This is a genomic window from Pseudomonas sp. FP2335, from assembly GCF_030687535.1.
In the GTDB taxonomy this organism is placed as follows: Bacteria; Pseudomonadota; Gammaproteobacteria; order Pseudomonadales; family Pseudomonadaceae; genus Aquipseudomonas.
Genome location: NZ_CP117437.1, coordinates 3,613,476 through 3,627,402, shown reverse-complemented (window position 1 = coordinate 3,627,402; position 13,927 = coordinate 3,613,476). Strand labels below are relative to the sequence as shown.

The following is a 13,927-nucleotide window of genomic DNA, read 5'->3' as shown; positions in this document are numbered from 1 at the left end:
CTTCTTTCCAGGAAACACTCATGGACACCAAACTGCTCGACATCCTCGCTTGCCCTATCTGCAAAGGCCCGCTCAAGCTCAGCGCCGACAAAACCGAGCTGATCAGCAAAGGCGCCGGCCTGGCTTTCCCGATCCGTGATGGCATTCCGGTCATGCTGGAAAGCGAAGCCCGTACCCTGACCTCCGATGAGCGCCTGGATAAATGACCACCGCCTTTACCGTTGTCATTCCTTCGCGCTTTGCCTCAACCCGCTTGCCGGGCAAACCGCTGCAACTGATCGGCAACAAGCCGATGATCCAGCTGGTGTGGGAGCAGGCCTGCAAGAGCAGCGCCGAGCGGGTCGTAGTGGCCACTGATGACCCACGCATCATCGAAGCCTGCCAAGGCTTCGGCGCCGAAGCAGTGCTGACCCGTGAAGACCACAACTCCGGCACCGACCGTTTGGCCGAAGTGGCCACGCAGCTGGGCCTGGCGCCCGATGCCATCGTGGTCAACGTACAAGGCGACGAGCCGCTGATCCCGCCAAGCGTCATCGACCAGGTGGCTGCCAACCTCGCTGCCCACGGCGAAGCACGCATGGCGACGCTGGCTGAGCCGATTGAAGACATCGCTACGCTGTTCAACCCGAACGTGGTGAAAGTGGTCAGCGACATCAACGGCCTGGCACTGACCTTCAGCCGCTCGACCTTGCCTTGGGCGCGCGACGCCTTCGCCAAGCATCCTGACGCGTTGCCGGAGGGTGTGCCGTATCGCCGCCACATCGGCATCTACGCCTACCGCGCCGGATTCCTGCATGACTTCGTCAGCTGGGGCCCCTGCTGGCTGGAAAACACCGAATCCCTGGAACAACTGCGTGCCTTGTGGCACGGCGTGCGCATCCACGTCGGCGACGCCCTGGAAGCGCCGCCCGCCGGTGTTGACACGCCGGAAGACCTTGAGCGCGTCCGTCGCCTGTTGGGGGCCTGATGGAAGTCCTGTTCGTCTGCCTGGGCAACATCTGCCGCTCGCCAACGGCCGAGGGCGTGTTGCGCCAGAAGTTGCGCGATGCGGGGCTGGCCGGGCAGGTTGAAGTCGCGTCCGCCGGCACTGGTGACTGGCATGTCGGCAACCCGCCGGACCAGCGCAGCCAGCGTGCGGCGCTAGCGCGCGGCTACGACCTGTCGGCACAGCGTGCGCAGCAGGTCGGTCGAGCCGACTTCGCGCGCTACGACCTGATCCTGGCCATGGATCACAGCAACCTGCGCAACCTCAAGGCGCTGCAGCCGGGGCAGGGCAAGGCAGAGCTGGACTTGTTCCTGCGCCGCTATGACGCTGAGGTCGACGAGGTGCCAGACCCATACTACGAAGGCGAACAAGGCTTTGAGCGGGTCCTTGACCTGATCGAGCAAGCCTGTGACCTATTGGTGATCGAAATTAAGGGGCGGTTATGACCTTGCACGTGCTTGCGCAGGTATCGCTCAAGCCCTTCAACAGCTTTGGCATCGATGTGCGCGCGCGACTGTTCGCCGAAGCCCGCAGTGACGCCGATGTTCGTGAGGCCCTGGCCTACGCCGCCGCGCAGGCGCTGCCACTGCTGGTGATTGGCGGCGGCAGCAATTTGCTGCTGACCCAGGACATACCAGCGCTGGTGTTGCGCATGGCCACCCAAGGTATTCGGGTGTTGCAGGACGATGGCCAGCAGGTGATCGTTGAAGCCGAAGCAGGCGAGGCCTGGCACCCCTTTGTGCTCTGGACCCTGGAGCAAGGCTTTTGTGGCCTGGAAAACCTCAGCCTGATCCCCGGCACCGTCGGTGCCGCGCCGATGCAGAATATCGGCGCCTATGGCGTAGAAATCAAAGACGTATTCGCCGGCCTGACCGCCCTGGATCGCCAAACCGGCGAACTGCGGGATTTCAGCCTGGAGGAATGCAACTTCGCCTATCGTGACAGCCTGTTCAAACACGAAGTCGGGCGCTGGCTGATCCTGCGCGTGCGTTTCGCCCTGAGCCGCGTCAGCCACCTGAAACTCGACTACGGCCCGGTGCAGCAGCGCCTGGCCGGGCAAGGGATCACCGAGGCGACACCGAGCGATGTGAGCCGCGCCATTTGCAGCATCCGCCGTGAAAAACTGCCAGACCCGGCAGAGCTGGGCAATGCTGGCAGCTTCTTCAAGAACCCGTTGGTCTCCCAAGCCCTTGCGGCTGAACTGCAAGCCTTATACCCCGATCTTGTGGCCTACCCGCAGGCAGATGGGCAGATGAAACTCGCTGCCGGTTGGCTGATCGACAAGGCTGGCTGGAAGGGCTTTCGGGATGGCGATGCGGGCGTGCACAAGCTGCAGGCGCTGGTGCTGGTCAACTATGGTGCCGCCACCGGGCACGATATTGCCGACCTGGCGCTACGTATCCAGCGCGACATTGCCGAACGCTTCAAGGTGGACCTGGAGATGGAGCCCAACCAGTACTGATCCCTTGAAAACAAGAAAGCCCCGCATCTTTCGATACGGGGCTTTTTTTGTGTCGGCTGAAATCAGTCGTCGCGGCTCATGATGCCGAAGATCTGCAACAGGCTGATAAACAGGTTGTAGATCGACACATACAGGCTGATGGTCGCCATGATGTAGTTACGCTCACCGCCGTGGATGATCGCACTGGTCTGGAACAGGATGCACACCGAGGAGAACAGCACAAAACCCGCGCTGATCGCCAACTGCAGGCCGCTGATCTGGAAGAACATCCCAGCTACCACCGCTGCCAGCAGCACGAAGAAGCCTGCGGTGATGAAACCGCCCAGGAAACTCATGTCCTTACGGGTGACCAGCACGTAGGCCGACAGGCCACCAAACACCAGCGCGGTCATGGCAAACGCCGAACTGACCACTTGCGCACCGCCGGCCATGCCGAGGTAGCGGTTAAGGATCGGGCCGAGGATAAAGCCCATGAAACCGGTCAAGGCAAACGCCGACACCAGGCCCCAGGCCGAATCGCGCAGTTTGTTGGTCAGGAAAAACAGACCATAGAAGCCGATCAGCACGACAAAAATGTTCGGATAACCAACACGCATCTGCTGCGCCACGAACGCCATCACGCCGCTGAATGCGAGGGTAAGGGCGAGCAAGCCGTACGTGTTGCGCAATACGCGGCTGACTTCAAGCTGCTCAGCCTGCGCATTGCCATTCACTGCGTAATTCTGTTCGCGCATGGCGACACTCCTTGAGTTTTGAAACGTTCAGTCGCAAAGATCATAACAGACGCTCTGTAACAAGCGATGGCGAGAGTTTGACAGTGTGTTTCATTCGGGTATTATGGCGCCCGCTGAGACGGGATGGTCTATTCTAATCCTGTGATGCAAAAGGGAAATTGGCAGAGTGGTTGAATGCACCGGTCTTGAAAACCGGCGAACGTTAATAGCGTTCCCAGGGTTCGAATCCCTGGTTTCCCGCCAAGATTCATACGAAAGCCCCGCAATGCGGGGCTTTTGTGTTTCTGGCATTCGGGAAGCGGGAGGCGTCTTTTCATAGGTATTCCATAACTATTGTGGAAGTGTCCCAGAACTTTCCTATTTTGATGGCTTCGCGGTCGCGCCGATCCTCCTGTAAACCCGCTTGGTAATTTCCTGTCCGCTGTGCCCCAGCAGCAGGTTCGCGTCGCCAATAATCAGCGTCATCGCCTCGCTCTGCTCAGTAATGCCAGACCACTCCATCAGATCGACCAAGGGCTAGCGTATTCCAAGTCTGACACGGCATCGATGATGCAAAGTGTCACTGCTTATTCTTCCTTAAAACAGTAGATCGGAGGCTGATCTTGGGGAGTGATTATGAAGGAAGGGAAATCGGTGATTGTTACCGTCTTGTATAGCCTTAGATCGCTTCCAGTAGGGGGGAGAGTACTGCGCATTTTGTTCGCCACAATGGACTCGCTGGCTGGATTTGAAGGGCTGAATGAGACAGTTAGGCTATCTGGGTCAATATCAACTAACTCACCGTCATCTTCCATGGTTGCTCGCGACTGGTAATTCACGGTCATTGTGGTGGTTGATGATCCCTGTGGGACAAACGTTACGCTCACATCAGTACGGGTCAGGTTCCCCGTTCTTTCTTCGATGTGCGCGCGAGTTTTCAGGAGCGTTGGCAATAAATTTTCCCCGTTTCCTTCAAGCCGCGTCTCACAGCTAACAACACTACCGGGCGGGTACGCGGCATTGAGCTTGAGCATTTCTTCCCGCGTTATAGCTTCGACATTCATCGAGCACAACACCGCAATACCGATACCCGTAGGTAGTAGAAAGCGTTTTGTAGATGTGATTCATGTCCCTATCCTTCGATGTTGAAGCTCCGGTGGTGCTTAAATCCAGAAAAAGGTAAGCGTCCCGCCAAGACACCTTGATTTTCGATATGGCACGCGAAGCAATGCCTGCTTCTTGATAGATGCTTAGTTGAAGGAATAAGTAATTATCGTGCCGGCAAAGCCGGTTCGGCGGGTCGTGCCGCATTCCGCACGACTGATCTCTCCCTCTCATTGTTTTCCAGAATGATCCCGAATAGGCCAGACAGCTCCTTTCGTCCCTTGGATGTCAATGCGAGTGCCCGACTATCAAGGTCTTGGATAACCCACTTGCGGCTTATGACCGTCTGTAGAAAAGCCGCTCCGAGTGCTCCGGCAAGATGAGGGCGCCGCATGCTCCAGTCCAAGCAGGAGCACGCGAAACGACGCCGCTGTGCCCTTACCTTTTCTATCTCGATACCGAGCCCGGTCATGGCTTTTTCGCCGCTTATCGTAAGCTGATACAACTCTCCGGAAACTGGCACGGTTAACCAGCCTGACTCCACGAAATGATCGTGCAGTTGTACAGCCAGTGTTCCTGCCATGTGGTCATAACAGGTACGCGCGAACTGCAGTCGGGTTGGGGTCGTGGACACATATCGTGTAGGTGCGTTTTGGCTGATCACCATGAGGGCCTCAATAGCCTGGGCCACTTGCGCGTCAGCCAGACTGTAGTAACGATGCCTGCCTTGCGTGTGCAACTTTACCAACCCGTCCTCTTTTAGTCTTGCCAAATGCGCGCTCGCCGTGGACGCACTGACGTCGGCGATGACGGCCATTTCGGTACTGGTACGGGCGTGGCCGTCCATCAGCGAACACAGCATTTTCGTCCTCGCTGGTTCGGCAATAGCGCCGGCTACCCGAGAAATCGCGGTGTCATTGCTTCGAGCGTCCATATTTCGTTCCTGAGCGAATCGTCACCATGAGGGATGCTCGATAGTAGCCGTTCTTTGTGAACAGGACTTACGCAATGACGCCTTTTGAAGCCGCTACCCATACTGATCCCTACGTTTATTACTCAGGTCTCAGGCGACAAAACGGCCTGCTATTCGATGCAGATCTTCGTTTATGGATTGCAAGTAGTGCCGAAGCTGTCGAAGCCATTCTGGGGCATCCAGACTGTCGGGTGCGTCCGCTAAACGAGCCGATACCTCCTGCCATTGCGCAAGGCGTGGCAGGAATGATTTTCGGTCGTTTGATGCGCATGAACGAAGGCCCACAGCACCTGTGCCCCAGGATGGTTATCGAACCTGCCTTGGCCTCTGTCCAAACAGATAGCATCGCAGACATCGTGTCACGTGTGGTCGAGACCCTCGATAACCCGGTCGACAACCTAGATGAGTTGATGTTCACGTTACCGGTTTCCGTTATTGCCGCTTTGATAGGCTTTCCATCCAGCCGGCTACAGGAAGTAGCGAGGCTGACGCGGGATTTCGTCGCCTGCCTGTCGCCGTTAAGCGACGAAATTCAACTCGGTGAAGCTGATTCCGGGGCCACCCGACTTAGTCAATTAGTCAGCGCGCTGCTGAGCAACGACGATGAAAGTAGCCGCTTCTTGAGCCATATCTGGAGTGGATGCGAAGCCACCGCCTGGAGAGATCATGATGAATTGATCGCTAACCTGATCGGCCTGTTGTCACAGACCTGCGAAGCCACCGCAGGCCTGATCGGCAATACCCTTGTAGCGCTCCATCGTAACCCTGATCTGATTAAAGACATGCTACCTACGCAGATGCTCGCTGCAGACTTGGTGGAAGAGGTAGCGCGCTACGACTCGCCCGTGCAAAACACCCGGCGATTCGTTGCTAAGCGATGCACTATCGTGGGCAGCGTCTTGGAGGCGGGCGATACCGTTCTAGTGTTACTCGCTTCAGCCAATAGGGATCCCTACGCGAACCCAGACCCCGATAGACTCTTGGTCAAACGAACGCAACGACGAACCTTCAGCTTCGGATCAGGACGACATGAATGTCCAGGCCAGCAACTTGCATTGACTATCGCCGCTGAGGCGATTTTGGCATGGCTGCATCGACAACCAGCCTCCTCTGCGCGTCCTTATCGGTGGAGTTATTTGCCCTCCCTTAATGGTCGCATACCTCATTTTTATCGTGATCGGGAAACTCAGCAATGAATCACCCCGTATTCTCTAGACACCTTGCAAGCTCATTGGACTGCCCCCGTTAGAGGCTCAGTTACCTCTGTAGGTAGAGAAACCATAGGGGCTGAGCAGTAATGGAATGTGGTAGTGCGCAACGGCACCGTCTACCTCAAAGATTACCGGTACCTCAGGGAAGAAACTTGGAATCTTATGCGCTTTGAACCACTCGCCTGTCTTGAAGGTTACACGGTAGATACCTTTCTCCAGAGCTTGACCTTCGGGGTATAGCCCGGGAATACGACCTTGTTCATTTGTCGAAGCGCTGTTGAGCATGTCCCAGTTCTTACCGTCTTGTTTTTCCAATGTGACATTGATACCAGGGGAGGGCAGGCCATCTTGTAAGTTGAGGACATGCACGCTCAGCGGGTTTCCTGCCGCTGATGCCAGTGACGATACGACACTCAATACAACGCCAGCGAAGAATGTTTTCAATCCAGTCATGATGATGTCCTTAGTTTTTGACGGTAGGTAAAATTTTGTTGATAGCGGCCAATGCGCAACCTTCATCGTTTGCTGCTCCGCCGGCACCGGCCACTCCGATTGCGCCAATGACTTGCCCTTCAAACAGCAACGGCACGCCGCCGCCTAGCAGCAATAGCTCATGCAGGGTGTTGAGGTTTTCCGCATCGGGGGTACTGCGAGCACGCTCTGCCAACAGTCGTGTGGGCGTCTTGGTCGATAGGGCGGTATAGGCTTTGCGTTGGGCGGCTAATGTATTGTGTGGGCCCACGTTATCGTCACGCTGCAAGGCGACTAGATTTGCGCCACTGTCGACAATTGCAGCAACACCTGTGCGGCCTTCGGCGTGACACGCTGCCAGCGCGGTATTTAGCAAATCATTGGCCATTGCCAATGAAACGTCGTTGCGCTGCACAACTTGACCCGGGGCTGCAACGGCGAGCGCAGAGCTCATTGCAAGTGAGCTGAGCAATAAAGCTGACAGGCGTATACGCATGCTTTTTTCCTTTGTTTTGTCTGGCTGAGTCATCGCCAGGCATGATGCCCCGTGCACACCGTCAGAATGATTGCCTCATGATTACCAAGATGTAATGTGCCAAAACGACCAAGCGCGCTAGCCTATGCTCCAATTCTGGAGGAAAAGATGCGTATCCTGGTCGTTGAAGATGAAGCGAAAACAGCGGATTACCTCCACAAAGCCCTGACTGAATCGGGCTACGTGGTGGAGGTCGCCTTAGATGGCCTGGAGGGCCAGTATCTGGCACAGGAAAGTGAGTTCGACTTGATCATCCTGGATGTCATGCTGCCGGGCCTGGACGGTTGGCAATTGCTTCAGATTATTCGACGCAAGTGGCAAACCCCGGTGCTTTTTCTAACTGCTAGGGACTCTGTGGAGGATCGGGTCAAGGGGCTTGAATCAGGGGCCGATGATTACCTGGTCAAACCCTTTTCCTATGCCGAGTTATTGGCACGCGTACGTACTCTCCTGCGCAGGGGGCCGCCCCGTGAGGTCGAACAGTTCCTGGTTGCAGACCTGAGCGTGGATCTGTTGAGCCGTAAGGTCACGCGCCAGGGTGAACGCCTGACCCTGACCAACAAGGAGTTTGCCCTGTTGCACCTGTTAGTCAGTAGGGAAGGAGAGGTGCTATCGCGTTCCTCGATTGCTTCGCAAATCTGGCAGATGAACTTTGACAGTGATACCAATGTGGTCGATGTTGCCATCCGACGACTGCGCGCCAAGGTTGACGATCCTTACCCATTAAAGTTGATACATACAGTGCGTGGCATCGGTTACATGCTTGAGGTGCAATCCTGAAACTGTTTGCGCGTAACCTGAGCTTGCGCCTGGCGCTCATGTTCGCGTTAGTCAGTGCGCTGCTGCTGGGGTCCATTGGTTTTTATCTTTATCAGTCGTTACAGCGAGAAATCGCTTGGCGCGATGACCAGGCCCTGCTTGGGCGCCTGGAGCGCATGCATGCGTTGATCAACGACAGTATCAGCGTCGAGCAACTCAGAAAGCGGCCCAAGCTATACGAAAATATGCTGGGCAATCGCGACAACTTGCTGTGGATCATCGATGACACAGGTCAGGTGCTGATCGAAATCAACCCCGTCGGCATGAGCTTGCCCGCGTTACCGGCTGTAGCCCAGGCTCAGTTGAGTGACGGTAACTCTTCGGTGGCAGTGCGCTTTGCCTGGCAGCATGTCATGCAAGGTGATCGCGGCTTGACCCTGATTGCTGGCAAGTTGTTGAGCGAGCGCGAGCAGATGCTGGGGGCTTACCGACTCAAGCTCTGGCTCGCGATGTCGGTCGGTGCGCTGCTGGCTTTTGTGCTCGGCGGGTGGGTAAGTCAGCGAGGTTTACGACCTGTGCGCTTACTGGCGAAGCGCGCTGCCGCAATTGATGTACACCATCTGCATCTGCGGCTGGATGAGTTCAACGAACTGAGTGAACTACAAGCACTCAGCCAAGCGCTTAACCAGATGCTTGCACGCCTCGAAGAGGGGTTCGCCCAGCTATCACGATTCTCGGAGGATCTCGCCCATGAGATGCGCACCCCGCTCACCAATCTGATGGGGCACACCCAGCAGGCCCTGAGGCATTGTCGTTCAATCGAAGACTATCAAAACTTGCTGGTTTCGAATCAGGAAGAGTATGAGCGTCTAGCGCGAATGGTCGATAGCATGCTGTTTCTCGCGCGCACCGAGCAATCGCATGCATGTGTCAGTGATGAGCTTATCAACCTGCACGACCTGGTGGAGCAACTGTGTGAGTATTTTGAAGGTGTTGCACAAGAACGTGATGTCGCGCTGATCAATCAGGCCCATGATCAACTGCATGCTGATCCTGCTTTGATCCGCAGAGCACTGGCCAACTTGCTGGCCAACGCACTGCGTTATGGCTCTCCTGCTACGCCGGTAACCATTAGCAGTATGGCTTTAGGGGACAGGATTGAAATTATCGTGCATAACCAAGGCCAGCCGATTTCAGCGCAGCATCTCCCTCGACTGTTTGAGCGCTTCTACCGGTGCGATCCGTCACGTAGTCAGCCGGACGACTCTGGTGGGCTAGGTTTAGCCATCGTTCGCTCAATTATGCAGTTGCATGGTGGTCGGGTCAGCGTAGACAGCAATTCATCCGGAACGAGCTTTCGTTTGGAGTTTCCTCCAATGGGCCCGTTAGCAAGCCAGGTTGAATCCAAGCGGATTATTTAGTGAGTCCTCCTGAACATGATCGACTGGACCTGTGTTTGCACATAACGTTGTGACGCTGTTGTGGATGACGTGAGCAGCGCCAGCAAGGTCAATTCATCCACTTGAAGATCCAGCGAACCGGCCAGGGCCAGTACCGCTTCACCGCTCTTTTGCGGTGCGGCGAGGCTTACCGATTGCCGTGACAGCCCGCCCGAGTTCGCGTTGATGTCAGTAAAACCGGATACCTCGACCCGCCCGGTAGGCGTCGTCAACGTGCCGCTGACACAACCTAAAGCATGCTGGCTTGACGCTCTAACGTGCAGTTTCAGGTTATATCCTTGCGCTGCCATCCAAGTGCCATTTAACCGGTTGTCGTGCTCCGAAGCCAAGGTGGGGGTGATAGGACGTAGTTCTATGGCCTCATCTGCAACCCGTCGATAGCTCAGTTTGTCCAGATACGCTCCTTGTTTAGCCAGATCGGGAAAATCTTCGGTGGCGATGAGCACGTGCGATAGATTGAGCCGATCCTCGCCTGCGATCCGATGGAGCTGTCCGCACAACCCCGACACCCAATGCCAGCTCGGGTCGGCCTGCTGCTCATCCAGCGAGTGCCAGTCTATAGCCAATGCCACAGGTAGCCCTTTTTCCCGTGAAGGACTTGTACTCGCTTGATAACCCGTCACTGCGTATCGGCCCGTTGAGCCCGTGGATGACTGATACGAACCGGTAATGACATTGCCGGTGACCGTCAACGTCATTGTCGAGCCGTAGTCATTTTTCCAGGTGCCAGCGGCGCAAAGCGGCGGCGCTGTATGGGCAGTCGCTAGGGGCGGGCGGAGCACCAGCTTTCCACTGACAAGCGTGCGCGGCTTTGCCTCAAAGCGCCGTGAAGATGAGCGGCTGATAATCTGGGGCCCCTGCGGGCGGTTAAACAGCCATATCCCAACCGGCGCGAGTGAGTAAGTGCCTGCTCGACATTGCACCACACGATACTCATAGACGGTGTAGCAATACTCCATCACCAGCGAACCCACCAGCACCAGGTCGGTCAGTCCCAGCGGCTCGAATTGAGGAAGTGTTTTACCCTTGTCTGGACCGTCCTCGATCAAAACGTTGTACAGGTCGGCACCCAGGGTGATTTCGCCATCGGCGAAGCCCAGGACGACCGTTGGACTGCCGCCCTGGGCAATACGCTCAAGGGTCTGGCGCATCAGCCGGTCATCCCCTTTGAATTGGGATGAGCCAGAGTCCAGCGCGAAGGTTACGTTCCTGGCCAAAACGTCGCCGCCTACGGTGTAGGACGTCAGCGGAGTCGACCAGATGTATTCCATACCACGCACTTTGCTGTAGAGCGACCACGGAAGAAACAGGTGCGGACCACGGGTTTTAGCCGCATCCACTGCCCCCATCTGGCACACGCCCCGACGCGAAGCAGGGTCCCAGTCGAAGGCAACGAAGGGTTGATGGGGATCGATTTTTCCAGCATTCATCAACGCCTGAAACACAAACGAGCTTTTCCCGTCGACATAGGCGCTGCTGCTGGGCAAGCCCATGCCGCCGTCCCAGTCCAATTGGCGAAACTGCGTTCCGGTGTAGTCTGCCGCCAGTAGAAGTTGAATGGGCAATGCGGTGTTATTCAGGGTCAATACATCCGAACCGGATTCTACCTGCATCGTGCCCCAGGGCCCGAAGCTGTAGGGCCGTTGCAGGCAATCCGTAAAGGTGAAGGTGCTGGACGCCTGATGGTCAAACCGGCCTGCGCTGAAGTGCTGGCATCGGTCGGGCGAACACAGGCTGGAGGTTATCCAGGTGATATTGGTTCCGGTGTCCATCGACACCTTCAGGGATTGCCCTGGTGTGCCTACCTGTACACGGGTGTACCAAGGTGTGGCGCCGTTGTTCTGAAAGGGACCGCGTTGCATGGTGAAGGTGAATCCGTCACTCCATTGTTGACTGTCCATAGTGAATTCCGTGTCTGCAATTTGATGGGGCATCCGGTTGGATGACCCGCTCGAGGTCTGGAGTTATTCAAACGCAGGGGGCAGGGCGTGGGCTGTCAGTCACGATGGATCACATATGCCTGAAAGCACGATGGGCATTGTGCTAATCCAACGCCTTGCCCTCGGTTTCAGGAATGAACAGTGCGAGCAACACGGTTACCAGCATGAAGGCATTGATAAAGGTGGTGGTCATATTGAAGGAGGCGCCGTAAGCCACCAGTGCGCCGATCAAAGACGGTGCCAGGATATTGGCCACGCGTTGCGCAAAAATCGCCCACCCGTAACCGATGGTACGCAATGGGGTCGGGTACAGCTCGGCGATCCAGGTGCCCCACACCCCCCATGCCCCCAGGCTGAAGAACGCTAGGGCGAAGTTGCTCAGGTACAGCATTTCAAGGCTTTGAGCGTTGGCAAAGCCGTAGCCAGCGAGCACCGAGGCACTGATGAAACCGATAATGACGTGTTTGCGGCCATAACGATGGGTGAGCCACGACGCCGCCATGTAGCCGGGGATCATGCACAGTGCCGACAGTGCAATAAAACCGTAGCTTTGCGGCAGGCTCAGCCCGCGTTGTTGCAACAGCGTCGGCAGCCAGGTCTGCAAGCCCCAGTAACCCCAGGAGAACGTAAAATTCACCAGGATCTGCAACGCACTGATCCTCAACAGCACCGGTGAAAACAGCTCCCGCTGGCGCCCTGACGTCGTTTGGTCCACTTGCAGCAGGCAATCTTCAGGCACTTGCACGGTACCTCGGCTTAATCGCGTGATGATCGCTCGGGCCTGCGCTTGGCGCTTGGCGTTGGCCAGCCAGTACGGCGACTCCGGCACCCAGAGCGCCACCACCAAAGCCCACAACCCACCCAGTGAACTCACCGCAATGATTGTGCGCCAACCATAGGGCATCAGCCATATGGTCGCCCCCAGTGCCAGTAGCATGCCGATTGGCCATCCCGAGGCCAGGTACACGGTTAGCGCGCCGCGATGGCGCACGGGCAATAGCTCCTGATAGTGAGCAAACGTCACCACCATCATGCCAACTGCGGCCACGCCCGAGAACAGCCGTAACGCGTAGAGCGAGGCGTAGTCGGGGGCAAACGCACTCGCCAACGAGATCACGCCGTAAATGGCCAGGCTCCAGACCACCGCGCCCTTGCGGCCGATACGTTCGGCGAGCTTGCCCCAGACTAACGAGCCCAACAGCATGCCGATGAACATGGCGCCGATCAGGTGGCCGACGGCAAGTGCATCCAGGGAAAAATCCTGGGCGATCAGCGGCGCGGTGTAGACGATGATCATCATCTCCCACGCCTCAATGGCGAACACAAAAAACAGCGCCAAGCAGCACTTGAGGTGCTCGCGGGTCAGGGGTACGTCTCTGAATACATCGCCCACTTGCCGAGTGGAGGTGTAGTTGGCTTGTGCGGGCATTGGCGTGACGTCGCTCATAGGGATTGCTCCAAGTAAGGGCTAGGCTTGCACACGGTTACCGATGGGCACCGGACCCTGAAACAGGCCAAAGGCTTTGATTTCGGCTTCCGGTGGAGGCTCGCAACTGCCGACACGGCTGGGGCTCCAGCCGAAGCGCTGCTTCATCCCCGCCATGGCTTCGGCCATCTTGAACGCGGCGACCACCGGGTCGATCACGGGTACGCCGACCTCACGCTGCACCTGTTCGAAGAAACCGAATTCGATGGTGCAGCCCAAAATGATCGCTTCCGCGCCATCTTCCTCGACCGCCAAAAACGCTTGTTCAATGATTCGGCGTCGGGTGAGGGCCGGGTCTTTTTGGAACTCATCGACGCCCATGCCCAGCGCGCGCATAGAGGCGAGTCGATCCGCCGAGCCGTAGCCGCGAACGCGCTCGCGCATTTGCTCCATCCATTTATCTCGCCCTACGATGATCGAATAACGGTTAGCCAGTTGGTCGGCGATCTGCAGGCTGGCCTGGCAGGGAGCAACCACCAGGCAGTTGCCGGAGATTTCCCGGGCATCCTCCAGGGCCGGATCGTAGAAGCAGCCGATCACCAGGGCATCGATGTTTTGCTGGGCGCAATCGCGGGCAATGCGTACCGTGCGCTCGTAGGTCATTGCCTCGTAGGCCCGGTACTCCAGGTGTGTCGGGCTGGGCTGCATATCGAACGACACCACTTCCAGGTGTGTCGAGGGGTGCTTGATGCCGTGCAGCAACTCGGCGATCGGTGCGTCGAACATCGAGCAACCAATCGGGTTGAGCCAGCGCACTGTCACCGGCACATCGTGTGGTGGGGGAGTGGGGGTTGGGGTTTGCATAAGTTATTTCCTCGGATAGGGGGC

16 protein-coding genes and 1 tRNA gene are annotated in these 13,927 nt (G+C 57.0%); 8 read left to right on the top strand and 9 right to left on the bottom strand.

The features are described 5' to 3' along the window. The first annotated feature begins 20 nt into the window (after positions 1 to 20). From PSH81_RS16170 to murB, 4 genes are read left to right on the top strand one after another with little or no spacing between them, the layout of a single operon-like run. Positions 21 to 206 carry a Trm112 family protein gene (locus PSH81_RS16170; RefSeq protein WP_192296522.1) on the top strand — a complete coding sequence of 62 codons (186 nt, stop codon included), beginning with the start codon at positions 21 to 23 and terminating at the stop codon, positions 204 to 206. Further along, the gene (kdsB, locus tag PSH81_RS16165) at positions 203 to 967 is read left to right on the top strand and encodes a 3-deoxy-manno-octulosonate cytidylyltransferase (RefSeq protein ID WP_192296521.1); all 765 of its coding nucleotides are present in this window, start codon (positions 203 to 205) and stop codon (positions 965 to 967) included. Before PSH81_RS16170 ends, kdsB begins: the two co-directional genes overlap by 4 nt. After that, complete coding sequence (locus PSH81_RS16160) at positions 967 to 1,431, top strand: low molecular weight protein-tyrosine-phosphatase (protein WP_226456358.1); 465 nt, start codon at positions 967 to 969, stop codon at positions 1,429 to 1,431. The genes kdsB and PSH81_RS16160 overlap by 1 nt, the downstream gene beginning before the upstream one ends. After that, positions 1,428 to 2,447, top strand: a complete 1,020-nt coding sequence (gene murB / locus PSH81_RS16155) for a UDP-N-acetylmuramate dehydrogenase (RefSeq protein ID WP_305391077.1) — start codon at positions 1,428 to 1,430, stop codon at positions 2,445 to 2,447. The genes PSH81_RS16160 and murB overlap by 4 nt, the downstream gene beginning before the upstream one ends. 62 nt (positions 2,448 to 2,509) lie before the next feature. On the opposite strand, the gene PSH81_RS16150 is transcribed toward murB, so the two are convergent. Then, on the bottom strand, positions 2,510 to 3,181 hold the full coding sequence (locus PSH81_RS16150) for a Bax inhibitor-1/YccA family protein (RefSeq protein WP_192296518.1): 672 nt from the start codon (positions 3,179 to 3,181) through the stop codon (positions 2,510 to 2,512). A gap of 152 nt (positions 3,182 to 3,333) precedes the next feature. Here PSH81_RS16150 and PSH81_RS16145 point away from each other — a divergent pair. Next, positions 3,334 to 3,424 (top strand) — tRNA-Ser (locus tag PSH81_RS16145). 114 nt (positions 3,425 to 3,538) lie between these two features. Here the strand turns inward: PSH81_RS16145 and PSH81_RS16140 are convergent. From PSH81_RS16140 to PSH81_RS16130, 3 genes are all read right to left on the bottom strand, one after another. Next, complete coding sequence (locus PSH81_RS16140) at positions 3,539 to 3,694, bottom strand: hypothetical protein (RefSeq protein WP_305392812.1); 156 nt, start codon at positions 3,692 to 3,694, stop codon at positions 3,539 to 3,541. A 53-nt stretch (positions 3,695 to 3,747) separates the two neighbouring features. Continuing rightward, positions 3,748 to 4,224 carry a hypothetical protein gene (locus tag PSH81_RS16135; RefSeq protein ID WP_305391076.1) on the bottom strand — a complete coding sequence of 159 codons (477 nt, stop codon included), beginning with the start codon at positions 4,222 to 4,224 and terminating at the stop codon, positions 3,748 to 3,750. A 206-nt stretch (positions 4,225 to 4,430) separates the two neighbouring features. After that, a complete protein-coding gene (locus PSH81_RS16130) occupies positions 4,431 to 5,198 on the bottom strand; it encodes a helix-turn-helix transcriptional regulator (RefSeq protein WP_226456354.1) in 768 nt (255 codons plus the stop codon). A gap of 74 nt (positions 5,199 to 5,272) precedes the next feature. Between PSH81_RS16130 and PSH81_RS16125 the strand changes: the two genes are divergently transcribed. Next, positions 5,273 to 6,433, top strand: a complete 1,161-nt coding sequence (locus tag PSH81_RS16125) for a cytochrome P450 (RefSeq protein WP_305391075.1) — start codon at positions 5,273 to 5,275, stop codon at positions 6,431 to 6,433. 57 nt (positions 6,434 to 6,490) lie between these two features. Here the strand turns inward: PSH81_RS16125 and uraH are convergent, their stop codons facing one another. Together uraH and PSH81_RS16115 are read right to left on the bottom strand one after the other, a co-directional pair. Next, entirely contained in the window at positions 6,491 to 6,901 is a 411-nt protein-coding gene (uraH, locus tag PSH81_RS16120) for a hydroxyisourate hydrolase (RefSeq protein WP_226456352.1), read from the bottom strand. Between the two features lie 10 nt (positions 6,902 to 6,911). After that, entirely contained in the window at positions 6,912 to 7,415 is a 504-nt protein-coding gene (locus PSH81_RS16115) for a heme-binding protein (protein ID WP_226456351.1), read from the bottom strand. A 147-nt stretch (positions 7,416 to 7,562) separates the two neighbouring features. Here PSH81_RS16115 and PSH81_RS16110 point away from each other — a divergent pair, with 147 nt between their 5' ends. Both PSH81_RS16110 and PSH81_RS16105 read left to right on the top strand, forming a co-directional pair. Next, positions 7,563 to 8,234: a heavy metal response regulator transcription factor gene (locus PSH81_RS16110; RefSeq protein WP_192296466.1), complete on the top strand. Its 672-nt coding sequence runs from the start codon at positions 7,563 to 7,565 to the stop codon at positions 8,232 to 8,234. Further along, positions 8,231 to 9,634 (top strand): heavy metal sensor histidine kinase, encoded by a 1,404-nt coding sequence (locus tag PSH81_RS16105; protein ID WP_305392783.1) that lies wholly within the window; start codon positions 8,231 to 8,233, stop codon positions 9,632 to 9,634. Before PSH81_RS16110 ends, PSH81_RS16105 begins: the two co-directional genes overlap by 4 nt. On the opposite strand, the gene PSH81_RS16100 is transcribed toward PSH81_RS16105, so the two are convergent. The 3 genes from PSH81_RS16100 to PSH81_RS16090 form a co-directional block, all read right to left on the bottom strand. Further along, on the bottom strand, positions 9,631 to 11,574 hold the full coding sequence (locus tag PSH81_RS16100) for an avidin/streptavidin family protein (protein ID WP_305391074.1): 1,944 nt from the start codon (positions 11,572 to 11,574) through the stop codon (positions 9,631 to 9,633). The two genes, PSH81_RS16105 and PSH81_RS16100, sit on opposite strands and share 4 nt — an antisense overlap. A gap of 142 nt (positions 11,575 to 11,716) precedes the next feature. Then, entirely contained in the window at positions 11,717 to 13,060 is a 1,344-nt protein-coding gene (locus PSH81_RS16095; protein WP_305391073.1) for an MFS transporter, read from the bottom strand. Between the two features lie 21 nt (positions 13,061 to 13,081). Beyond that, positions 13,082 to 13,903: an aspartate/glutamate racemase family protein gene (locus PSH81_RS16090; RefSeq protein ID WP_226456349.1), complete on the bottom strand. Its 822-nt coding sequence runs from the start codon at positions 13,901 to 13,903 to the stop codon at positions 13,082 to 13,084. Between the last annotated feature and the right edge of the window lie 24 nt (positions 13,904 to 13,927).